The following is a 21,091-nucleotide window of genomic DNA, read 5'->3' on the forward strand; positions in this document are numbered from 1 at the left end:
GGGAAAGAAGCAAATTTCTCTCCATCAGCAGGCAAGTGCATCAGCAATCAAGTTCGACTGCACTACGAACAGGGAGTTGGAACCATGAGCCTCACTCACATGTCAACCGATAATCTTGACGAACTGGCGATATGGGAACGTACGTATCGGCCGGTCGGCGCGACGATCGCCTTGGTCGGTGCAGGGCGCAAACGGATCAGCCGCCTCATTGCGGCTATCCGCTATCATGCGGACATGCGGCGCCTCGCCCGCGTTTCCGATCATATCCTGCAAGACATCGGCTTTGAACGAGACTGGAACGGTGCCGTCATCCCACGCTAGGAGTGGCCGCGCCGTCGGTATCGCGAGCCAACAGACAAAGGAGAATGATTATGCACATCTACCCCCACCTCTGGTTCAATGGCCAGGCGGAAGAGGCGATGGAATTCTATCGGTCGGTGTTTAAGACTTCGAAAGTCCTTCAGCGCACAGAGCTGCCAGACCCGGAATTGTCGGTCGTGCGGTTCGAACTCAGCGGCCTGCAAATCGCCGCGCTGAATGCCAATTCCAAGGTGCCATACAACGAGGCGTTCTCGTTGCTCGTCGAAACGGGCGATCAGGAAGAGACCGACTATTACTGGAATGCGCTGATTGCCGACGGCGGCAAGGAGCAACCCTGCGGCTGGCTGACCGACAAATTCGGCGTCTACTGGCAGGTTACGCCGACGATCCTGCTCAAGATGATCGCCGATCCGGACAAGGTAAAGGCGAGCCGCGTGATGCAGGCGATGTATAAGATGAAGAAGATCGTCATCGCTGACCTCGAGCACGCCTATCAGGGCTAGCGGCGAATTCGCCACTCACCCCAAGGCCCTCGCGGCAACACGATACGCAGGAACCTACGACAACGCTAATCAGGAAAAAGGTTCTCGTCATCAGCGGCAGCTCCGGTGTTGGTCTCGGTGTGCGACCGCCGCGCTCAAAAAGGCGGCGAGGTCGTCATCCTCGGACCATCAGAGGACAAACTGCAGGCAGCCGAACGGTTGGTTGAGCCGATCGGCACTGTCGCAGCAGCATTGACCAAAGAAACCGACATCGGTTCGCAGCGATCGGCGCCTAGCTGCGGCAGGCGACCTCTTCTCACCGTGTCGGGAAATCAGGACCGATTTTATTTTGGTACCGGCAGGATCCAGTTCGTTGCCCTGACTGAAGTGCGGATATGAGCCTCACCGCCGGCGTCAAAAAACCGCTCTTTGCCGATGACTGCACAATGCGCAAAATGTCGCCTTGGGCAGGCGTGCGTCGCCCCATTGCGGGTCACACGGTCATGTGCGAGATGCCAATGAAAATCAGGTAGATGCCTAATGTCGCTTCTAGCGGACGTCGCGCCAGCGAAAACAGCCTCTGGATCGGTCCAAGGCGAAACATCAGAGCTAGAAAGCCAAACCAGCTAAGGGCGATAGCAAATACGACCAGGGCCACCAGCGCCGGTTTCGTTTGAAGATCGGTCAAGCCCAGTCCGAGTGACGATGTTGCAAAGAAAACTGCGGTGAGCGGATTTGTAACAGCTGTCATAAGTGCCACCAGGAAACTTCGCGATGCACGGCCTGGCCTGGACGAACGTGGGACAGCGCCTTTGCGAACGGAGCGAAGCAGCGCTCTTGCGCCGATGACGCCCAGCGTCAAGGTGAAACTGGTTTGGGCAAGACTATGCCAGACCTCATTGCGGACAATCGATAGGAAACCAGAGCTCGCAATCAATGCAAGCATAGCTGCTCCACTAGCAATGCCAGCCGCAACCGACAAAGCTCCTCTTCGAGATTCGTGGAGGCTAGAGTCAACCACCATCGCGAAGTTGGGACCCGGCACGGCTATTATGGCCAGGTAGGAAGTTGCAAAATAGGTGAGCTCCCGAATGAACAAGGTTGAATTGTGCACGCTCAGGTCCGTTTTCCCGCACCAGCGGTCTTCCGCCAGCTTCAACGCCGCGAAACACTACATGTGCGAGAACATGGTCAAAACCGGCATATGCCGGTGGATCTTGCCTTTTCGATAACGGATCGCCGCACGCCCTGCATGTGCCGGCGCGGCCTGTCCGACGCATTCCGAGCACGATGATCTGGAGGAACCTTTTGCGCGGTCATACTCACCGCTCCTGTTCGCGGCAAGAAAACCGACAGCTTGTTTTTGGTCTCGTTTCGGATATCAAATGGCAACCTGTCCAACGGTCACTTTAACCTTGTCGGAGCCACGACCGTGGTTTTCAATTCGGAAGTACTTTCGTCGGTCATCGGATCAATCTATGAGGCGGCCTACAGCCCGGAGCACTGGCGGACTGTTGTCGAAGAAATGCGGGTTGCTTTCAACGGGTCTAAAGCCTGCCTCACCAAAATGGGACCGGCGGTAACGGCCAACGACGCCATCACGACCGGCCCGAACGCGGAATATCTGGAAAAATACCTCAGCGAGCATGCACCCTACGAGAACGCCTTGGAGCTGGCGGTCGCAGCGGCACCCGAAGGTCTGATCTATAATGACCACGCGCTTGTCGGAAAAGACAAGCTCCGTCGGAGCCGACTCTGGAACGAATGGATGGCTCCGCAGGACATGTATGAAGGTCTTGCCAGCAAGCTGCTCACGGAAGGCCGCTCGTTCTGGTTTTTTGATATCCAGCGCGGCAAAAGTCAGCGGTCCTTTGATGGTGAGGACATTAAATGGTTCAAGCAAGTCGCGCCGCACCTTCGGCGAGCCAACCAGATTTCGCGAAAATTTGGCGGGATGAAGCTGATGTCGCTTGCGTTCGAGCATTTGCCCTTTGGCGCTGTCATTGTTGACGGACAGCGGCGGGTCCTGGCGACCAACAGTCAGGCGGAAGCGATCCTCTCGTTGCCGTCGGGAGGGATCGCTGTCCGGGGAGGACTGCTCGACGCGCGGCATTCGCGCAACGCCGAAAAGTTGCTGCATCTGATTGCCGACGCCGGCTGCAGGCGGGACAGCACCGTGCCTGGTACAGGAGGCGACATGCTAATGTCCTCTGACGTCGAGCAAAATGAAATTCCCGACCTCGCGGTGTCGGTTGGGCCCCTGCTAGAGGGCATCCACTCGGACACCTTTGGGGGCCATGCGGTCGTGTTCATACGGAAATTGTCATTCGATTTGCCGGAGAGCTTTGTGGATTATATGAGAAGCGTGTTCGGCATGACGCCGAAGGAAGCCATGCTCTCTGCGTCTCTTGCCGAAGGTCTATCCTTGAAGGACGCCGCCCAGCGCCATGGCATTCGCTTCACGACGGCGCGATCTTATCTGGAAAGCATCTTCCAGAAGACCGGCGTACGTCAGCAAAGCCAGCTCGTCGCCGTGCTCAAGACGATCCAGCCGATCACTTGGCGCGGCGCTTAAACGCTTCGAGTGGAATAGAACCGACGCGAGACATCCGATCGCCGGCCCCGCCGCTACGGATCAATCCCACCAGCGATGGGAGACTTGCGATGGATACATTCAGCCGAGCAAATCAGGATATCGCGTTTTCGTCGGTCGACCCCTGCTAAAAGAGATCGCTACCGAACTGGTGCCCCGAACAGCCATAATCGGATCAAATGCGTATGCCACGGACGCCCCCGAAAAACGCGAGGCGGAGACCGAGCAGGATCATGACGATGCCGACGAACCGCTCCTGCCACAGTACAAGAAGCGGTCGCTGCGAAAGCCAACCGCCGAACGTCCCCGACCCGATAGCGACGACGCTCAAGATCATGAAATTGGAAAGCTTGGTTACTGATCCAAGGAGAACGAGCTGCGCGGCGGCCGACCAAAGGCTCGTCGGGTCGACGAATTGGGGGAGGAACGCGAAGAGGAATGCAAGCGCTTTCGGGTTGGTCAAATTGTTGATCGTGCCCTCGCGGAGCGCTTTTCCGCTCGAAATGGATGAAGGAGTCGCAGGACCATATTGGTTATGGCTGCGAGCCCGAAGGAGAAGCTTGGCACCCAGCCAAATCAGATAGGATGCTCCAAGCCAGCGCAGTATATCGAACGCGAGGGGCGAGGCCTGAAGGATCGATGCGACGCCGAGAACCAATAGGACGATCTGAATGCAGCCGGATATGAGGGTCATACCCACTACGCACAGAATGGCGGTCCGGCGACCCTGACCATTCCCTCTTCCAATCACGAGAACCATGTCCGGCCCTGGGGAAAGCTGTATCGCCAGAACGGCGGCGTAAAAGGTGAGACACGTCCCGAAGTTCAACATGCGTCGTCCTCTGATCGCATTGGCAAAATAGTAGGGCATGATTGACGAGATCCAACCCGGCGTGACGAGTCATCTGATGCTAATGTTGATGAATATCTCCTCGTAACGTACTCGGTTCGGGCCTTGCCTGTGAAAAGCTGACCACTAAGTATCAACGCGCTTTGCAGAGGAGGTCGTCTTCAATGAAGATCGGTAGACGCGTTTTTCTCGCAGGATCAGCAGTCTCTGTTGTCGCACCACGTGTTTGCGCCGCCGAGTCTGGACACGCGGTATTCTGGCGGGCGCTTTTTCCCAATCATGAATTCGTCCTGTTCGGTTATGTCAGAATCCGGGCCGACCTTGTTCCGGACATCTATAGCGAAGGGCAAACGCTTATCTCTCAATCTCGCGCTGTGTTGCTCGACATGAGCCCGAACGTGAAATTCTCCAGTGTCAGCTTTCCGAGAACCCAGACTGAACCGGTGGTCAACAGGCTGTCGCCACAGGCACAGGCAGAATTTCGAGAGGTGATGAAAAGACTGGTGCCCGCGGAAGAGATCGAGGGACTGCCGGGGTTCACCGCCAGCCTGATGCTGTCTGGCGAAGGTCAGCACTCTTTCAGTCCCACCGAACCCAGCATCGGCTTTGCGCTCGCAAAATACGCGGCAGAGGCGCAACGACCGCTCGCAACGCTCGTATCGGATCAGGAAGTGCTGTCCTCTGGCAAACAGATGACGATCGAAATATTCAACGCGGTCGGTCCATCGACTGTCGAGTATCTTCTTGATTTGCGGCGCCGTCTTGGCCCGATCGGAGCATATTTCGAGGAGCTTTATCGCTCCCGCGAAAGTGGCGAAATCGCGCGCCTGGCACGGGAGATGTCAGAGAACGGTGTCTTCACACCGACAGATTTCCTTGATGCGCAAGCGTTGCGGAGGATGTTCATAGAGCGTCTCGTCGCTCAACCCCCGGGGTCCAACGCTTTCGTGACGATGCCCATTGGTCTGCTTTCGGGGCCAATGAGCATCCTCGATGAACTTCGTGCTCATGGCGCGACGGTGACCGCCATGTCCTAAATTTTCTGGCGCACAAGAGCCTTTGAGGCCGAGGGCAAGGCGGCGACCAGACTGGAGCAGGTTGAGTTTGCCGCAGAATGCAGGAAGGATATCATATCTGTCCCCGGCCTCGATTTTCCCGTCGTTCGAAGTTGACGACTTCGGCTTTTCAAAAAAAGGCGAACACCGGGGGACGTCCCCTCAACTCGATTATTGAAATGCGGCGAAGAAAGAATTACTTTCGAGACGATTTGCATTTCCGTGCTCGGGAGATGGCGAAGGGTGGTCAACAGATACTCTCGCACCAGAGATATGTCCCTGGATTCCGAGGCACTCGGCACCTGTCAACGCGTATTTGACGCCATACTTGCCGAACTAAGCATCAATCGCGAATACGAGAAGGCTGAGGACATTGCCGCCTTTGTCATCAAGCTTTATCAGCAGGGCGTCCACAATGAGAAAAAGTTATTCGAGCTTGGCATGAGCGCCACCGTTCATCTCAAGGACTAAGCGACAGTACCGGCCGTTGCCTATGTTCCGCCTGATCTTGGAGATGAGGCGCTTTCAGCGTCGCTGCCCGAGTATTCCAAGTTGAGCAGCTTTGCCATGTCCTCGGCGATGCGTTCGCTAAGCCCGCCAAGAATAACGTTGCTGTAAGCCATAACTCGGCCCGTGTTCGCGTCGACGACAGACCAAGACCAAGCGGCGTCGCGCACGGTGCGGTATCTTGCAGGGATCATGTTCGAACCTCCGAAAATCATATTGCTTAAACCCTCCCGGTGGCCCGAGGTTCCGACGTTGAGACGCTGGCAATCGAACTGGTTGCGAATGGTCAATCGAATATGCGGCAGCCGGTTCGCAAAATCGAAACCAGACTCCGATGCTCTTCCCGCGCGATCGATACGCTTCGTGGTTGGAAGCGTACCAAGCCCCGGCCTTATGCTTTCCCTCATGAAGCCCGGAGTTTCTGACAATCTCACCAAGGGTTCTTGTTGGATCTGATCAGCAATCTCAGACGGCTTGCCGAAGGCAAAGTCGAGGCGTTGAAACGCGCAAGGATGGTGGCGAGGGAGCTCGATCAGGACGCCCTGCGACAGGCACGTGCCGGCGAAGAAGTCCTTCACAGGCGGTCATCGAGGTTCACTCTTTGCCGATATCGATCGAATGACCTCTGAGCGCAATGTAGAACAGCTGTCTCAGGCGCGGCCGAGCTTCATTGGCGGCGGATACAATCGAAAAAAGCGGACCAGCGTTAGGAATCCCGCGAAAGTGCGTTCAACCAACCAACGTTGATCAGACAGCATTGTATCAATACGAGAGCCGAGCATTTCGTGATAACAATATCCAGTCCCCGATTCCAGAAGAACGCGCAGCTTTCCTCGATAGAAGGATGGCTGATGGACTTTAGCGTTGCTTTAAAGAAACTGTGTAACGATGCAGGTCTGTCTCCTATACCGGCAACCTGATGAAGTTTCGAAGAAAACCAAAGTTATTGCGCGGCTTCGCGAGTTCTGCATTAAGCCTTACCGGCGCATTTGCTCCGGCAATATTTGCGGCAACTATTGCAGTGATCGTCGTCTATGTTGCAACGAACTGGCGACTGGAACGATTACTGGCCGACGAACGCTCAGTGGTCGCCGGCGAGCTTGCCACCATATCATCCCGGCTTCAGACGAACCTCAACAGCAATGTGAAGCTGCTGCAAGGCCTAGCGGCCGGTATCGCAGTCAATCCGACGATGGACCAAAGTGCTTTTTCGAAACTTGCCGCCGAGATTTTGCAGCCGGATTCACAGTTGCGTAGCTTCGCCGCGGCCCCCGGCATGGTGGTCAAATGGGTTTATCCAGAAAAAGGAAACGAAAAGGCGATCGGACTCGACTATCGAACGAACGAAAAGCAACGGGATAGCGCAATGCTCGCGCGCAATACCCACAATATCGTCCTGACGGGCCCTGTGGCCCTTGTCCAGGGCGGAGCGGCTTTCGTGGTCAGATGCCCGATTTATACCAATGATAGAACAAGCCAGATCTTCTGGGGTCTTGTTTCCGGAATCGTAGACATACCGCGGCTCTACCAAGATAGCGGCCTTGGATCGACCGACCTTGAGATTGCCATTAGTGACGTACCGGAACCGAGGTTCGCCAAACAAGTTTTTCTCGGCGACCTGGAAACTTTTTCGAAGAATCCGGTCGTGGCATCCGTTGATATGTCTTATGGCCAATGGACCCTTGTCGCAGTACCCCGGGGTGGATGGGGCCAAAACGGCGGCATGGCCACCTTTGAGTTCTGTGCTTGCCTATTGTCTTTGTGTGTCGTTGCACCGATTGTCTGGGTAGGCTTTCTGACCAAATCACGCCAAAGAACCATTGAAAAACTTCGCCTTCACAAGAAAAAGCTCGTTCGGGCACGGCAAAGGCTCGAATATCTGTCGTTTCATGACGCGCTAACGGGGCTTCCGAATCGACGATTTATTGATCGGATGATCTCGCAGCCGTCGAGGCCCAGTCCAGAAAATTGTCTGATACTGATTCATATCGACCTGGATCGATTTAAGGAAATCAACGACACGAAAGGGCATGCCGGAGGCGATACGGTCCTGCGGGCGGCGGCTTTACGCCTTGTCAATCTGGCCGGTCCAAACGACGTAGCGGCCCGGATCGGTGGAGACGAGTTCATCTTCGCTAGCTGGAGCGCCGATCCTGCGCCCAAGGCAACCGAATTGGCCCAACACATTGTCGATGCACTCAAGGAGCCCTTGTTCGTTGATGGTTCAGAGTGTGTGGTCGGAGCAAGCGTCGGCGTCGCCTGGGAGACTGAAAGTGCACACGGGCGGGATCTCAGTCAGCTGCGTCTCAACGCCGATTTGGCTCTATACGAAGCGAAGAAGACAGGCCGCGGCCGGGCGGGCATTTTCACCGAGGCGCTTCGCAGCGCTGCTATCCATACGAAGGAATTGGCGGACGAATTCAATCATGCGCTCGATCGGGATGAATTGGTTGCATTCTTCCAGCCGCAGTTTCATGCGGATACATTGGATATCGCGGGCGTCGAGACAGTTGCCCGTTGGGATCACCCGCAAAAAGGACTGCTTGCACCGGATAAATTTCTCGCTGTCGCGGAAAATTTGGGACGTTCCGGCGACATGGATAGGCTGATCCTGCAAAAGGCCCTGTTCGAGCTTACAAGATGGGACAGCCTGGGTATGCGCATCCCGCGCGTCTCGGTCAATATTTCCGCGCGTCGACTTGCGCAGGCAAATCTGCTCTCTGAACTGTCTGAGCTTAACGTCGCCAAGGGTCGCCTGTGTTTTGAGCTGCTTGAAACGATCTCCTTCGACGATCTTCAACCAGTTCTCAACGAGATAATTCCGGCTGTCAAAGAGCTCGGCATTGAAATCGAGATCGATGATTTCGGCACCGGACATGCCAGTATCGTAAGTTTGCTTAGATTTGAGCCACGCAGGCTGAAGATCGATCGAGAAATCATCAAGCCGATCGTCACATCTCCATCTCAGCGCCGCCTCGTGTCCTCGATTATCGAAATCGGCCGGTCACAGAACATCGACATCGTCGCCGAAGGCGTGGAAACGATGGAGCATGCGAGGATCTTGAAAGAGCTGGGTTGCCATTTGCTGCAAGGTTACGCTCTGGCACGGCCAATGTCCTCAAAGCAATTGATCGAGTTTTGCTACACGAGGGATAAGGAACTTAAGGAGGTGGGATAACGGCGAAGCGCGCTTCCCGGCTACCAAGAGTTGACTGTGGCCACGACGGCTCGGCGGAACAAATTATGAATTTTCGCGCCTCCCGCCCGATCCGAGCATTGGCCGGAAGGGACGCTTCTCTGCTTGCGAGATCGATGCCATTGTCCGCGAGGGTCTAATGTCGTGCGGAGTGAGGAAACATTACGACAGCGTAACAGTCCATACCCTTAATCTTTACACCCACACGCCACGTACCAGCGACTTCTCCCAACAGACGTAGTGACTGCGGAGGGCGGCAAGGGCTGACTGAGACCGCTTGCCAGTCTCTTACAGCCGGCGAGCCCTGAGGCGCCGGCAGCAGCTTCATCTCTCAGATTCAAGTGATAGACTGTCGGGCGCCTGCTCCCGACGCACCGGACGCCCGGTTCCGAGAAGCCGTGAGTTTTCGACGAGGTAGTCGACAAAGCATCTAACACGCGCCGGCGTGTGCGCGCCGCCGACAAACACTGCATGGATTTCCTCGACCTCTCCGGGATTGAACTCCTCCAGAAGTGGCACGAGATGCCCCGAACGGATCGCGTCTTCCACCGTCTGCGTTCCAACGCGCGTAATACCGACGCCCTCGGCGGCGAGTTGTCCCAGCGTTTCGCCGTTGTTCGCCTCGACGCTGCCTTTGATGGTCAACGGGTAATCGCGCCCATCTTTTCGAAACGGCCAAGTCGGGGCCGCTCGTTTGAAGTTGAAACCAAGGCAGTCATGACCATGAAGATCCTCCGGCACCTTCGGCGTGCCCCGACACGCAAGGTATTCTGGAGAGGCAACGATCACCTTGCGCGTTTCGCCGAGCTTTCGCGCGGTCAGAGGACCATCGGCAAGTGGCCCGAAACGGATGCCAACGTCTGCCTGTCCGGCGGCGATATCCACGACGGTGTCGGTGAGGTTGACGTCGAGCATGATGTCGGGATACCGGCGGATGAACTCGCCGAGAAGTGGAACCAGCGACAATCTCCCGTATTGTATGGACGTCGTCACCCGCAGCCGACCGCGCGGAGAACTCCGGTCCGAGATCATTTGCTCGGTTTCCCGGAGGTCGGCAAGGATTCTCCGGGCAGCGGACAGATATGCCGTACCCTCCGGAGTAATCGTCAGCATTCGGGTGGTCCTCAGCAACAGGCGAACGCCGAGCCTTGCTTCAATGCGATCGACGATCCTGGCGATCGACGAAGGAGCCAGACCAAGCCGGCGGCCCGCTGCGGAAAAGCTTCCCGCCTCGGCGACGAGCGTAAACACCTCAAGATCGCCGATTACTTCCATCCCAGCCATTTGTGCATCCAGCGCAAAAGCGTTTATCGAGAACAAGGGATACACATGGCGAAATAAAAGTCCATCTTTGCGTCTGACAGATCGGTCCAACTTCCCTGCCCGCCGAGGCTCTCCTCGGGCAATTTGATTGAAGGGAGAAACAGTATGATCTCGCCATTTACGATCCACATACACGATGAACGGTTGTCGGCCATCCGCACGAAGGTCGAGGCCTATGACTGGTCTCAGCTTACCGATGCCGGCGGCTGGTCGGCAGGCGTCGGAGTGAACGACCTCAAGCGCTTGGTGGCCTATTGGCTAGACACGTATAAATGGCGCGAGGTCGAGCAGCGTCTTAATCGGCTTCCTAATTTCAAAACCGATGTCGAAGGCGAAGGGATCCATTTCCTGCACGCCAAGGGCGACGGCTCCAGGCCGCCTGTCCTCCTCCTGCATGGTTGGCCGGGATCCTACCTCGAGTTCGAAGCCCTTATCGATCCGCTTGTGGCGGAGGGACATGACGTCGTCGTTCCATCCCTCCCTGGCTTCGCCTTCTCACAGCCGATCACTGGTGTCATCGGACCGCGGCGGGCAGCCGGGCTGATGCATGAGCTGATGACAAGGCTGTTTGCGGGTCGCAGATACGTCGTACAGGGAGGAGATTGGGGAGCAGGGATCGCGAGTTGGATCGCTTACACGCAGCCAGACGCATTGCTGGGGATCCACCTCAACATGGTAAGCGTTCTTGCCAAGGACGTTATTCCGACGACACAGGAAGAGAAGGACCTAGTCAAGAGACGGGCCGCGGTCCTGGACTGGGAGACGGGGTATAGCCGCGAGCAGGAGACCCGCCCGCAGACGCTGGGAGTGGCCCTCGCCGACAGCCCAGTCGGGTTGGCTGGGTGGATACTGGAAAAGTTCGGAAAATGGGCCGACCTGGGCGCGACGGCAGACGGTAGTCCGGATATCTGGGCCAGGTTCTCCGAAGACGAACTTCTGACCAATATCATGCTCTACCTGGCACCATCATCTGTCGTCACGTCGACCTGGATCTACCACGGCAAGCGCCTGGAAGGATCGCAATCCTTTCCGGAAGGTACGCGCGTCAAGGTCCCGACGGGGGTGGCGGCTTTTCCCGATCCAGTATTCCTCCCGCCACCTCGATCGTTGGCTGAAAAGACCTACAACATCGTTCACTGGAACACGATGCCGAAGGGTGGTCATTTCGCGGCGCTAGAGCAACCGGAACTGATGCTCGCCGACCTTCGGACGTTCATCACAAACATTGAAGGCGGCAGGCGATGATGGCGAAGATCATAAGAACAGAAAGCTTGTCCGTTGCCTATTTTGAATACGGCGCACCCGACGGATGGGCGGTGATCCTTTCGCTGGATTTCCCTACGACGTGCATGCGTTCGATGAAGTCGCTCCGATATTGGCTCAGGCCGGGGCACGGGTGGTCGTACCCTACACGCGCGGGTTCGGACCCACGCGATTCCTATCGGACGAGACGCCTCGCAACGGGCAGCAGGCGGCCCGCGGCCGCGACATCCTCATGCTGATCGATGCACTCAAGCTCGAACGGCCCATTCTTGGCGGTTTCGACTGGGGTGGGAACGCCTCTTGCGTGGTGGCAGCACTGTGGCCGGAGCGCATCGGCGGACTTGTCTCCTATGCCGGCTACGACATCATCGACGTCAACGGGCAAAGGAACCCGACGGCTCCCGCATTAGAAAAGGTCTTCTGGTATCAGCATCTGTTCCAGACGGAGCGTGGCCGCAAATGCCTGTCGCAACATCGCCGGGACCTCTGCAAGATCTTGTGGAACGAGTGGTCTCCCGACTGGCGCTTCGACGACACTACATTCGCAAGGTCGGCCGACGCCTTCGAAAATCCTGACTTCGTGGACGTCGTAATCAGTTGCTATCGGCACTCCTTCGGTCTTGAGGCTGGGGAAGCGGCGTTTCAGGATCTCGAGGCGAGTCTGGCCCAAAAGCCCCGGATAACAGTGCCCGCGATAACCATCGACGGGACTAATGATCCCCTAAAGCCCGAAGGGACGTCGGACCATTCAAAGATGTTCGCCGGCTTCCACGAACATCGGGTCGTCGACGCGGGTCACAACATGCCGCAGGAACAGCCCGTCCCTTTCGCCAGCGCTGTCATCAGGATTCGCGAACAAATAATTTGACTAGATGGAGAATACGAAATGACATAATCGCGCGGGCCGATTTGTACTGCGGACACATCGACTGCTAAACTCCTAGGACGGGGCAATAGGATTAGCGTCCCTGCCGGGTACAAGGACCTATCCGCTTGAAACTCATCGATCGCGAAACTGCGCAGACTTCACCATTTTGGTCGCGCCAGCGCGACCGTTGAAGGCCGTGGTAACAGCTTATCGCGGGACTGGCTCGCCATGGAAGCGACGGCTTGAACAAGGCGAAATCGGCCCAGCAGCCAGCATGGCGGCACGAGCTTCGCCGAACTATCGAAGGATATCTCCGGTCGGATGACCAACCATAAGCGCCAACGGTTGCTTCACCCTCGAAGACTCAAACATAGCTGCCTTCACGGTCAACGGAACCGCTGGATTGTTTCGAAAAGCCTGTCACAGGACCGAGCAAGATGCTTCGTCGGCGCTGTAGTGACCCCAAGCAGAAGCCCGAACTCAGCATGATCGGCCGATGCATACCAGGGTGAAAGCGGCGCCGGAAACATTCCGAACGTCAAGGCTTCACGCGCAATGACCACGTCCGGCGTCCTCTTCGGCAAGCTGATGAGCACGGACAGCCCAGGAGCCGTAACACGATTCAATCCGACAGCGGCTTGGAGGCAATCTAGAACCGCCTGCCGCTTGGCTGCATAGGCGCGCTTCGTTCGACGGAGATGACGCAAATAATGTCCCTGGTGGATGAACTCCGCCGCCGCCATCTGTATCGCGGGCCCAGGGGGCGGCATGAGACATGCGGCGACTTCGGCGAAGGCAGAGGTCAGCTCGACCGGCGCTACCACGAAGCCCAGTCGTAAGGTGGGGCTGATCGTCTTGCTGAATGATCCGATATGGATGACGCGCCCGTCGCGGTCGAGCGAGGCCAATGCAGGAGCTGCTCTTCCAACCAACTGCAGTTCGCTCAGATAGTCGTCCTCGATGATCCAGGCCCGGTTCGCCGCCGCCCACTCGAGCAGGCGAAGACGTCTTGCGAGTGACAATGTGGAGCCCAGCGGCGCCTGCTGCCCGGGAGTTACAACGACGAGCTTCGCGTCGGGATAATGATGCAGCCCGTAGTCAACGTCGATACCGTCCGCATCGACTGGGATCGATGCGACAGATAGATGTGCGAGCTCAAGCCCTCGCCTCGTCCATGGAAACCCCGGATTTTCGAACCATGCGCAATGTCCGGCGAGGCCCAGAACGGTGAGCGTCAGACCGAGCCCTGCCCCGAATCCTCCAGTGATAATTACCTGCGACGGTGATGCGTTGATCCCGCGCGCGACCACCAGATAGGCGGCGACTTCCCGCCGGAGCGCAAGCTCGCCGCGTGGATCGGGATAAAAAGGAGGTACGCTCGCCTCGGCCCGGGCGGCTTGGGCACGAATGCGCGCGAATAGGGTTGCGGGAAAGGTCTCCATCGCCGGCACGCCCATTTGAAAGAACGCCGGTCCCTGAGTCATTTCCAGATAGGTCTCCAGGAACGAGCCCGCATCTGGCAGACACTCTTTCTTTGGGGCGGCGCGGGGGCGCTGTGCGACCCGCGTTCCCAAGGCGCGCGAGGCCTCGATCAACTGGGCGGCGGCAAGCTTCTCATATGCGGCCCGCACGGTTCCGAGCGCGACCCCGAGTTGGACAGCAAGATCCTGCCACGATGGCAGCCGGACGCCAGGCAACAACACGCCATCTTCGATGGCTTTTGCAACACCTCGGCGGATCTGCTCCGACAAAGACACCTTAGTCGAACGGTCAACATGCAAGTCGAGTGGCTGGTTCATATCGCCATGGTACACGATTTCTTTGCGTTCTTGGTCCTTTTTTCTGGCTCAGAGAAGTCGCATTTTCAACGCGTCTCAGAAGGAGAAAACAAATGCGTAATCGCATTATTGCCGCTGCTGTCATCGCGGGGCTCGCCTCAACGTTCGCTGGTCCTGCCCCCGCTCATGACGGCCCGACCGAAAGCGTCAAAGCCAAATTTGATCGGTCCATTCCCAACATCCCTGGCAAGTCAATCCGCGTTGTCGAAGTCGATTACGCGCCAAATGGAGCTTCTCGGCCCCACACCCACGCGAAGTCCGCCTTCATCTACGCCTATGTGCTCTCCGGCGCGATAGAGTCGCGGGTGAACGGGGGTGAAACACGCCGCTACAAGACCGGCGAGAGCTGGTTTGAAGCGCCGGGCGCGATCCATTCCATCAGCCGTAACGCCAGCACATCCAAGCCTGCAAAGCTGCTTGCCGTTTTTATCGTCGACTCCGACGACAACAAGCTCACTACCCCTGTCAAGTGAATAGAAGGAACTCGAACCAATGACACATAGGCTCGATTACAATCAAGTCGCTCCCAACGGCGCAAGGCACTCGGCGGCGTCTATGGCTATGTCATGCAGAGCGGTCTGCCCGGAGAGCTGGTGGATCTCGTGTATCTGCGTGTCTCGCAGATCAACAACTGCGCCTATTGTCTCGACATGCACACCCGCGAACTGATCAAGCGGGGCGTGAAGATGGAGAAACTCGCGCTGGTACAGGTGTGGAGGGAAGGCGGGAGCCTGTTCAGTGACATCGAGCGCGCCGCACTTGCATGGGCCGAGAGCGTAACTCTCGTTGCTGAAACCGGCGTACCGGACAGTGCCTACGAAGAAGCGCGCAAGGTTTTCGATGAAAAACAACTTGTCGACCTCACGATCGCGATCAGCCTGATGAACAGCTACAATCGCATGGCCATCAGCTTCCGGAATACGCCGCAGGCACTCCTGGCGAACTGATCGAAACAGAATGCCGACCGCTCCGTGATGGTGGAGGACAGACTATGATTATCAGTGACATCGATGGAACAAAGGTCCCGGACAGCAAACTGGCAAGGGATGTGACCCACTTCATTCGCGACACCGAAAGCGATCTCCTCTTTCATCACTCGACCCGGGTCTATTTCTGGGGAGCCATTATGGGCAAACGCAGGCATATGAGCTTCGACCCAGAGCTCCTCTACACTGCGGCAATGTTCCATGACTTGGGCCTCACTGCACGCTATCTGGACAGCCAATTGCGCTTCGAGGTGGATGGCGCCAACGCCGCGCGGGATTTCCTGCGGGCGCATGGCGTCTCCGAGAGTGACATGGAGACGGTTTGGAACGCGGTTGCTCTTCACACAACGCCTGGCATACCGGAGTTCATGCGCCCGGAAATCGCGCTGATTCAGGCGGGCGCTGGTATGGACGTGGCTGGTCGTGGCTACGATCAGTTTACAGATGAGGAACGCGCCAGGGTTATCGCAGCCTTCCCTCGCGGGGCGGACTTCAAGCATAGGATCATCGATGCATTCTATGAGGGCATGAAGCACCGACCCCATACGACGTTCGGAACCTTTAACGATGACGTCCTGGCTTTTAAGGACCCTTCTTTTCAGCGGATCGACATGTGTAGTCTCATCCTTGGCTCGCGCTGGGAAAGCTTAACGTGAACACAAAAACTTGACGCGTCTGAATGAGCTGTTTTGGGGGCCGATCCTGCCGGCTTGGCGCTGGCATTTGATTCCAAAGAGCTGACCCCGCTCGTAAACCGCGAGTGGGGGCTAGTTATAAAATTTTGCTGAGCACGAGGGATAGTTCGTCTTGGGAATATGGCTTTGCCAATCTCGCCACGTCGAGTTCCAGGCCCGACGGAAAGTCGACATAGCCTGAGGCCAGCACGATAGGCAGGCTCGGGAAACGGTCTCGGACTGCTCTTGCAAGTTCCCCTCCCGTCATCCCCGGCATGGAGTAGTCAGTGATTAACAGGTCGAAGGTGGCCCCGCCATCAATCAAGGTGAGCGCCTCCTTTCCGGAATGGGCTTCCACGACCTCGTGGCCGAGGTCAGTCAGCATGTCAGCCGAACTCATAGCAATCAGGAAGTCGTCGTCCACAAGAAGAATCCGCTTCGGGCCGGCTTCATTCCGAGGACCTGTTGCTCCGGCATTCTGCTCTTTTTCCGGACCCTCTGATGTCGATACCGGAATCCATAGGTCCGCCGTCGTTCCCTCGCCCACTGTGCTCGCGAGCTTCAATTGGCCGTTCAGCTGCAAAGCAAGACCATGAACCATGGATAGTCCGAGACCCGTGCCCTTTCCGAGCTCCTTAGTGGAAAAGAACGGCTCGACCGCCTTCTGCAGCGTTGCTGCGTCCATGCCTTGACCTTGGTCGATTACCGACAGGACGACATAGCGTCCGGGCGCGAGGAGGTCGGAAACTGCCGACTGCTCCGTTTCCTTCAGCTCGATCCGGATCGTTCCACCATCCGGCATTGCGTCGCGGGCGTTAACGGCCAAGTTTAAGAGGGCGAGCTCCACCTGGTTAGCATCGGCCGATACGGGCGGGAGGCCCTCCGGAACGACCAACCCTATGGCAATCCTGGACCCCACGGACCGCTGCAGAAGGTCCTGCATATTGGTCACGAGACCGGCAAGGTCTACCGGGCCGACTTGAAGGTCTTGCCTTCGGGCGAAGGCAAGCAGCCGCTGAGTGAGCGCGGCGCCTCGCTGCGCGCCCTGCAGGGCTCCATCAATCAGTCGAGTTGCCTTCGCATCGCCTGCGAGATGCTTGCGGAGGAGTTCAAGGTTGCCAAGGACCGCCATCAGGAGATTGTTGAAATCGTGAGCAACCCCCCCGGTGAGCTGGCCGATCGCTTCCATCTTCTGGGCGTGGCGAAGCTGCTCCTCGGCCCATTCCCGTTGACTGACCTCCGCCAGCACCAGCCTGTGCGCCTCTTGCAGCTCGCGAGTCCGCTCCGCAACGCGTTCCTCAAGCATCTCGTTGAGATGGCGCTGCTGCTCTTCCGCCTGCAGCCGCTCGGTTATGTCGGCCAAAACCCCGACCAGCTTGATTGGCCGTCCGGTGCGGTCATGGTGGAGCAGTGCGCGGATTTCGACGCCATGGACGGAGCCGTCAGGCCAGACAGTCCGACAGGCGACGGCGTAATCCGCTCCCGTTGCAATCGTGTTGCGGACCGCTTCCTGTACGCTTGCCAAATCATCCGGGTGGATGGTCTGCAGCAAGTTCTCGTAGGTGAACCCGTCATTCGGCGAACGACCAAAGATCACCCTGCAGGTGGATGAGGTCGTGAGGAGGTTTGTCATGAGATCGAGTTCCCATGCTCCGAGGCGGCCAGCCTCCAGCGCCGTTTGAAGGCGACGTTCCCCTTTGTCCAGTGCCTCCATGCGGGCACTCGCCTCATATTGCCGGCGGCGCGCGCGCATTGCGGAACGCGCCACGCTAATGAATGTTGTCGGATGGAAGGGTCGCTCGACGAAACTGACATTGCCGAGAGCTTCCGAGAGTCGGGCGGCGGCCGGATTACGCTCAGGACCGCCGCCGCGCGCGGTCAGTATGATGATAGGAAGGTCGGACCAACTCGGCTGCGCCTCAATCCACGAGACAAGCGGACGCAGGTCGACCGACCGCAAAGCCTCTTCCGTCGTTACCGCCAAGGCGACGTTCTCGTTCAAATCTGTCACCAGGGCGTCCAAGGTCGAGACAATTTTTGCACATAGGCCCGCTTCGCGCAGCAACGCCGCCGCAATCTGCGCGTCGCGACCCATCGGAGTGAGGATCAGGCCAAATACATCGCGCTCAGGAATGGGAGCCATCCTCGTCCGGTGTTTGCAGAAGGGGCTGTCCGCCTCCCATAAACACAGGAACACCACGTAGAATCCCTTGGAACGCGGAGAGCGGTTCGCCGAGCGTTAACCCCTTTGCTCCGATCTTGTACTCCCGGATCGTATCCTCGTGTTGTCCAGTGCGCTTTTTGATCACTGAGATTGCCCGGCGAACCCGAGCCTCCGCCTCGAAGTAGCGCAGCAGAATGACTGTATCTGCAAGGTACGTCACGTCCACCGGGGACTTCATATCACCGACGAGGCCGTGCTGCGCGACGGTGATAAAGGTGTTGGCACCCTGCCTGTTCAAATATTGCAGCAGCTCATGCATATGAAGGATAACTGCGTTTTCCTCAGGCATCGCAGCCTGATACCCGTTGACGCTATCTAGCACGACTGTCTTGGCGTCGAAGCTAGCGACCTTGTCTCTTACGCGCTGGGAAAACTCGCCGGGTGACAGTTCGGCCGCGTCTAACTGCTCGATGTGGATCAGGCCCTTGCCGCGCATGGCTTCTAGATCAAGCCCCATCTTCTTTGTGCGGGCAAACAGCAGCCCCAGTTCCTCATCGAAGACGAAGATAGCCGCTCGCTCTCCGCGCCTGATCGCGGCCTCGACAAACTGCAGCGCGAACAGGCTCTTGCCAGTGCCGGCAGGACCGATCAGAAGCGTGCTGGAGCCACGCGCGATGCCGCCTCCAAGGAGATCGTCGAATTCACTTATGCCGCTCGTCACCACAGTCCGTTCAAAGGCCATCCGGTTTTCCAGCGCGCGCAGTCGCGGGAAGACTGCTACGCCGCCGGTCTTGATCGTGAAGTCATGGTAACCACCACGGAACGCTTGCCCCCGATATTTGAGAATCCTGAGCCTGCGCCGCTCGGAGCCGTAGTCCGGAGCAAGCTGCTCTAGGTGGATGACACCGTGCACCACGCTGTGGACCGTCTTGTCCGTCGCGTCCGAGGTCATGTCGTCGAGAAGTAGAACTGTTGCATCCGAGCGCGAGAAGAAGTGCTTCAGTGCTAGAATCTGACGGCGATAGCGTAGCGAACTCTGAGCTAACAACCGGATCTCCGAGAGGCTGTCGATCACCACCCGATGGGGCTTCACCCGCTCAAAGGCTTCGAAGATCAGCCTTGTTGTTTCTCCGAGCTCCAGGTCGGAGGAGTACAGGAGACTTTGTTGCTGGTCGGCGTCAAGAAGACTTTCGGGCGGAACGAGCTCAAAAATCTCGACCTGATCGCCGATATCCTTCCCGTGCGAGAAGGCACTGTCGCGCAGTTCCTCCTCTGTTTCCGAAAGCGTGATATAGAGACAACGCTCGCCGATACTGGCTCCCTCCATAAGAAACTGCAACGCAATTGTCGTCTTGCCAGAGCCGGGAGCCCCTTCAAGCAGAAAGACATGACGGCGTGAGAGCCCGCCGGACAGAACGTCATCGAGTCCCTCCACCCCGGTCTTTGCTTTTGCACCTGAACTATCTGTCATGTACCCTCCATGGCGACCTATCAATTACGGCAAATGCCCTGGTTTCCTGCACGAGAAGACGCTGGAACTAGGAGATTCGTTCCATTATCGCCGGCAAATCCTGTCGGGGCGGAGTGATTGTGAGCGACGTCCGTTGAGTGCGGAGGTAGAGCGATCAGTTCGGAGTGGCATATGAGATCAATCGGGAACGCTAGCAAAGGATGAACGTCCTCCACCGCTGGCATGACCTTCGAATAGAATGCACCAGCCTTTGGTCGACCTATCTATTCGGCGCCACCTCAACTCCTTCCCGGCGGAATGACTTTGCGCGGGCCGTCGCCGCGATCGAGTTTGCGATTTGCGAGGCCTCGATCCCAATCTGGCGAAGCAGGCCCGTCGTGGCAGGGTTAAAGCCGCAGAAGTACAGACCGTCATTTCCCGGTTGAAGCTCGTCCCGTGCCGGCCTCCCCGCATTCGAAAACCGGTCGGTTAAATCCGGCAGAAGTGTCTCGAGAGCCGGCTTATAGCCTGTTGCCAGCACAATCGCATCGAATTCCGCAGACCGACCATCGGCGAAGAACACGCTCGCACCATCCGACATTTCGATGCCGGGGAACACCCTGATCCGACCATCTCCGATCTTCGCGATGGTGCCAATGTCGATCAAGGGAGTCCGGCCTTGCTCTATCATCCTGGTCAGAGGGCCTTGCCGGGAGCGCTTGAGACCCAGTTCCTCGATTTCGCGATAGCGTAAATTCAGAAACGGCGCGTTAAATGCATCGACCATTCTATACGGAAAACGCTGTTGAACGATGGCGATCGTCGCGCTTGCCACACCGAATATCTCCCTCGGAACGATATTGACGGGACTGCGGACCGACATGGCAACATCAAGATCTGCTTCGGCACATTCCAGTGCAATCTCTCCCGCCGAATTTCCAAAGCCGACTACCAGGATTCGACCTGCGTCGAGGGCGGAGGCGTTGCGGTATTCGGAAGAGTGAATAATCGTTCCTGGAAAGTGATTCTGACCGGTCCAATGCGGTCTGGAGGGAGTCCTTGAAAGACCGGTTGCGATTACGACAGCTCTCGCCTCGAAGACATCACCATCGGTGGTCTTGACAATCCAGTCCGTCTTCTTGGCTACGCACGCGACGGTCTTGTCGGTGACAATTCGAAGGTTGTTTGCCCGCGCGTAGCATTCGAGGTACTCGATGACCTGCAGTCGCGACGGATATCTCGGAAAAGCAGCGGGCATCGGCGATCCCGGAAGCGCGGAGTGGCTTTTGTCGGTATGGAGGTGAAGACGATCGTAGTGCCTCCGCCAAGAGGCGCCGAGACTGTTTGTCGCTTCAAGGATAATGGAACGGCACCCTATTACACGGAGCGCCGCGGCGCATGCCAATCCGGCAGGGCCTGCGCCGACGATGACTGTATCCTCATCAGCCATGTGCGATTCCTCTGTTAAGCTGCTGCCTTCAAAGCTTGAGGCTACACCATCAGAAGGCTCCACGCATTCAT

General features: G+C 57.4%; 19 protein-coding genes and 1 pseudogene. 12 read left to right on the plus strand and 8 right to left on the minus strand.

Features of this window, described 5'->3' with window-relative positions:
* The first annotated feature begins 84 nt into the window (after positions 1 to 84).
* Genes HGP12_RS16265 through HGP12_RS34800 form a run of 3 tightly spaced genes read left to right on the plus strand, consistent with a single transcriptional unit; the run spans position 85 to position 1,059 of the window.
* Entirely contained in the window at positions 85 to 321 is a 237-nt protein-coding gene (locus tag HGP12_RS16265; RefSeq protein ID WP_168879263.1) for a hypothetical protein, read from the plus strand.
* A 50-nt stretch (positions 322 to 371) separates the two neighbouring features.
* Entirely contained in the window at positions 372 to 824 is a 453-nt protein-coding gene (locus HGP12_RS16270) for a VOC family protein (protein ID WP_205926489.1), read from the plus strand.
* Entirely contained in the window at positions 814 to 1,059 is a 246-nt protein-coding gene (locus HGP12_RS34800) for a hypothetical protein (protein WP_409527221.1), read from the plus strand. Before HGP12_RS16270 ends, HGP12_RS34800 begins: the two co-directional genes overlap by 11 nt.
* Positions 1,060 to 1,296: 237 nt before the next feature.
* Here HGP12_RS34800 and HGP12_RS16280 read toward each other — a convergent pair whose 3' ends face one another.
* Positions 1,297 to 1,917, minus strand: a complete 621-nt coding sequence (locus HGP12_RS16280) for a LysE family translocator (RefSeq protein ID WP_168879265.1) — start codon at positions 1,915 to 1,917, stop codon at positions 1,297 to 1,299.
* Positions 1,918 to 2,235: 318 nt separating this feature from the next.
* Here HGP12_RS16280 and HGP12_RS16285 point away from each other — a divergent pair, with 318 nt between their 5' ends.
* Positions 2,236 to 3,378, plus strand: a complete 1,143-nt coding sequence (locus HGP12_RS16285; protein ID WP_168879266.1) for a helix-turn-helix transcriptional regulator — start codon at positions 2,236 to 2,238, stop codon at positions 3,376 to 3,378.
* Positions 3,379 to 3,571: 193 nt separating this feature from the next.
* On the opposite strand, the gene HGP12_RS16290 is transcribed toward HGP12_RS16285, so the two are convergent.
* Positions 3,572 to 4,267, minus strand: a complete 696-nt coding sequence (locus HGP12_RS16290) for a LysE family translocator (protein WP_246703431.1) — start codon at positions 4,265 to 4,267, stop codon at positions 3,572 to 3,574.
* Positions 4,268 to 4,410: 143 nt separating this feature from the next.
* Between HGP12_RS16290 and HGP12_RS16295 the strand changes: the two genes are divergently transcribed.
* Both HGP12_RS16295 and HGP12_RS16300 read left to right on the plus strand, forming a co-directional pair.
* A complete protein-coding gene (locus HGP12_RS16295; RefSeq protein ID WP_168879267.1) occupies positions 4,411 to 5,283 on the plus strand; it encodes a TraB/GumN family protein in 873 nt (290 codons plus the stop codon).
* Positions 5,284 to 5,574: 291 nt separating this feature from the next.
* The gene (locus HGP12_RS16300) at positions 5,575 to 5,772 is read left to right on the plus strand and encodes a hypothetical protein (RefSeq protein WP_168879268.1); all 198 of its coding nucleotides are present in this window, start codon (positions 5,575 to 5,577) and stop codon (positions 5,770 to 5,772) included.
* Positions 5,773 to 5,792: 20 nt separating this feature from the next.
* Here HGP12_RS16300 and HGP12_RS16305 read toward each other — a convergent pair whose 3' ends face one another.
* On the minus strand, positions 5,793 to 6,386 hold the full coding sequence (locus HGP12_RS16305) for a hypothetical protein (RefSeq protein WP_168879269.1): 594 nt from the start codon (positions 6,384 to 6,386) through the stop codon (positions 5,793 to 5,795).
* A gap of 341 nt (positions 6,387 to 6,727) precedes the next feature.
* Here HGP12_RS16305 and HGP12_RS16310 point away from each other — a divergent pair, with 341 nt between their 5' ends.
* Positions 6,728 to 8,986 carry an EAL domain-containing protein gene (locus HGP12_RS16310; RefSeq protein WP_168879270.1) on the plus strand — a complete coding sequence of 753 codons (2,259 nt, stop codon included), beginning with the start codon at positions 6,728 to 6,730 and terminating at the stop codon, positions 8,984 to 8,986.
* Between the two features lie 342 nt (positions 8,987 to 9,328).
* Here the strand turns inward: HGP12_RS16310 and HGP12_RS16315 are convergent, their stop codons facing one another.
* The gene (locus HGP12_RS16315) at positions 9,329 to 10,288 is read right to left on the minus strand and encodes a LysR substrate-binding domain-containing protein (protein WP_205926490.1); all 960 of its coding nucleotides are present in this window, start codon (positions 10,286 to 10,288) and stop codon (positions 9,329 to 9,331) included.
* Between the two features lie 144 nt (positions 10,289 to 10,432).
* On the opposite strand from HGP12_RS16315, the gene HGP12_RS16320 reads away from it, so the two are divergent.
* Positions 10,433 to 11,572 carry an epoxide hydrolase family protein gene (locus tag HGP12_RS16320; protein ID WP_168879271.1) on the plus strand — a complete coding sequence of 380 codons (1,140 nt, stop codon included), beginning with the start codon at positions 10,433 to 10,435 and terminating at the stop codon, positions 11,570 to 11,572.
* Positions 11,573 to 11,636: 64 nt separating this feature from the next.
* Entirely contained in the window at positions 11,637 to 12,458 is an 822-nt protein-coding gene (locus HGP12_RS16325; protein WP_312862906.1) for an alpha/beta hydrolase, read from the plus strand.
* A gap of 386 nt (positions 12,459 to 12,844) precedes the next feature.
* Here the strand turns inward: HGP12_RS16325 and HGP12_RS16330 are convergent, their stop codons facing one another.
* On the minus strand, positions 12,845 to 14,257 hold the full coding sequence (locus tag HGP12_RS16330) for a PLP-dependent aminotransferase family protein (protein WP_168879272.1): 1,413 nt from the start codon (positions 14,255 to 14,257) through the stop codon (positions 12,845 to 12,847).
* 92 nt (positions 14,258 to 14,349) lie between these two features.
* Between HGP12_RS16330 and HGP12_RS16335 the strand changes: the two genes are divergently transcribed.
* From HGP12_RS16335 to HGP12_RS16345, 3 genes and pseudogenes are all read left to right on the plus strand, one after another.
* Entirely contained in the window at positions 14,350 to 14,769 is a 420-nt protein-coding gene (locus HGP12_RS16335) for a cupin domain-containing protein (RefSeq protein WP_168879273.1), read from the plus strand.
* Between the two features lie 19 nt (positions 14,770 to 14,788).
* Positions 14,789 to 15,243: pseudogene (locus HGP12_RS16340) on the plus strand (carboxymuconolactone decarboxylase family protein).
* A 44-nt stretch (positions 15,244 to 15,287) separates the two neighbouring features.
* Entirely contained in the window at positions 15,288 to 15,938 is a 651-nt protein-coding gene (locus HGP12_RS16345; protein ID WP_168879274.1) for an HD domain-containing protein, read from the plus strand.
* A 115-nt stretch (positions 15,939 to 16,053) separates the two neighbouring features.
* Here the strand turns inward: HGP12_RS16345 and HGP12_RS16350 are convergent, their stop codons facing one another.
* The 3 genes from HGP12_RS16350 to HGP12_RS16360 form a co-directional block, all read right to left on the minus strand.
* Positions 16,054 to 18,099 (minus strand): hybrid sensor histidine kinase/response regulator, encoded by a 2,046-nt coding sequence (locus HGP12_RS16350; protein ID WP_168879275.1) that lies wholly within the window; start codon positions 18,097 to 18,099, stop codon positions 16,054 to 16,056.
* Entirely contained in the window at positions 18,083 to 19,591 is a 1,509-nt protein-coding gene (locus HGP12_RS16355; protein ID WP_168879276.1) for an ATPase domain-containing protein, read from the minus strand. Before HGP12_RS16355 ends, HGP12_RS16350 begins: the two co-directional genes overlap by 17 nt.
* Positions 19,592 to 19,850: 259 nt before the next feature.
* A complete protein-coding gene (locus HGP12_RS16360) occupies positions 19,851 to 21,020 on the minus strand; it encodes a flavin-containing monooxygenase (protein ID WP_168879277.1) in 1,170 nt (389 codons plus the stop codon).
* Between the last annotated feature and the right edge of the window lie 71 nt (positions 21,021 to 21,091).

The organism is Rhizobium sp. P28RR-XV (assembly GCF_012641385.1).
Classification (GTDB): Bacteria; Pseudomonadota; Alphaproteobacteria; order Rhizobiales; family Rhizobiaceae; genus Rhizobium.

Excerpts from the sequence above, each read along its gene's own strand:
- HGP12_RS16300 (WP_168879268.1), top strand. The coding sequence starts at position 5,575 with ATGTCCCTGGATTCCGAGGCACTCGGCACCTGTCAACGCGTATTTGAC.
- HGP12_RS16330 (WP_168879272.1), bottom strand. The coding sequence starts at position 14,257 with ATGAACCAGCCACTCGACTTGCATGTTGACCGTTCGACTAAGGTGTCT.
- HGP12_RS16320 (WP_168879271.1), top strand. The coding sequence starts at position 10,433 with ATGATCTCGCCATTTACGATCCACATACACGATGAACGGTTGTCGGCC.
- HGP12_RS16360 (WP_168879277.1), bottom strand. The coding sequence starts at position 21,020 with ATGGCTGATGAGGATACAGTCATCGTCGGCGCAGGCCCTGCCGGATTG.
- HGP12_RS16290 (WP_246703431.1), bottom strand. The coding sequence starts at position 4,267 with ATGCCCTACTATTTTGCCAATGCGATCAGAGGACGACGCATGTTGAAC.
- HGP12_RS16335 (WP_168879273.1), top strand. The coding sequence starts at position 14,350 with ATGCGTAATCGCATTATTGCCGCTGCTGTCATCGCGGGGCTCGCCTCA.
- HGP12_RS16325 (WP_312862906.1), top strand. The coding sequence starts at position 11,637 with ATGGGCGGTGATCCTTTCGCTGGATTTCCCTACGACGTGCATGCGTTC.
- HGP12_RS16315 (WP_205926490.1), bottom strand. The coding sequence starts at position 10,288 with ATGGCTGGGATGGAAGTAATCGGCGATCTTGAGGTGTTTACGCTCGTC.
- HGP12_RS16350 (WP_168879275.1), bottom strand. The coding sequence starts at position 18,099 with ATGGCTCCCATTCCTGAGCGCGATGTATTTGGCCTGATCCTCACTCCG.
- HGP12_RS16310 (WP_168879270.1), top strand. The coding sequence starts at position 6,728 with ATGAAGTTTCGAAGAAAACCAAAGTTATTGCGCGGCTTCGCGAGTTCT.
- HGP12_RS16355 (WP_168879276.1), bottom strand. The coding sequence starts at position 19,591 with ATGACAGATAGTTCAGGTGCAAAAGCAAAGACCGGGGTGGAGGGACTC.
- HGP12_RS16265 (WP_168879263.1), top strand. The coding sequence starts at position 85 with ATGAGCCTCACTCACATGTCAACCGATAATCTTGACGAACTGGCGATA.
- HGP12_RS16345 (WP_168879274.1), top strand. The coding sequence starts at position 15,288 with ATGATTATCAGTGACATCGATGGAACAAAGGTCCCGGACAGCAAACTG.
- HGP12_RS16295 (WP_168879267.1), top strand. The coding sequence starts at position 4,411 with ATGAAGATCGGTAGACGCGTTTTTCTCGCAGGATCAGCAGTCTCTGTT.
- HGP12_RS16270 (WP_205926489.1), top strand. The coding sequence starts at position 372 with ATGCACATCTACCCCCACCTCTGGTTCAATGGCCAGGCGGAAGAGGCG.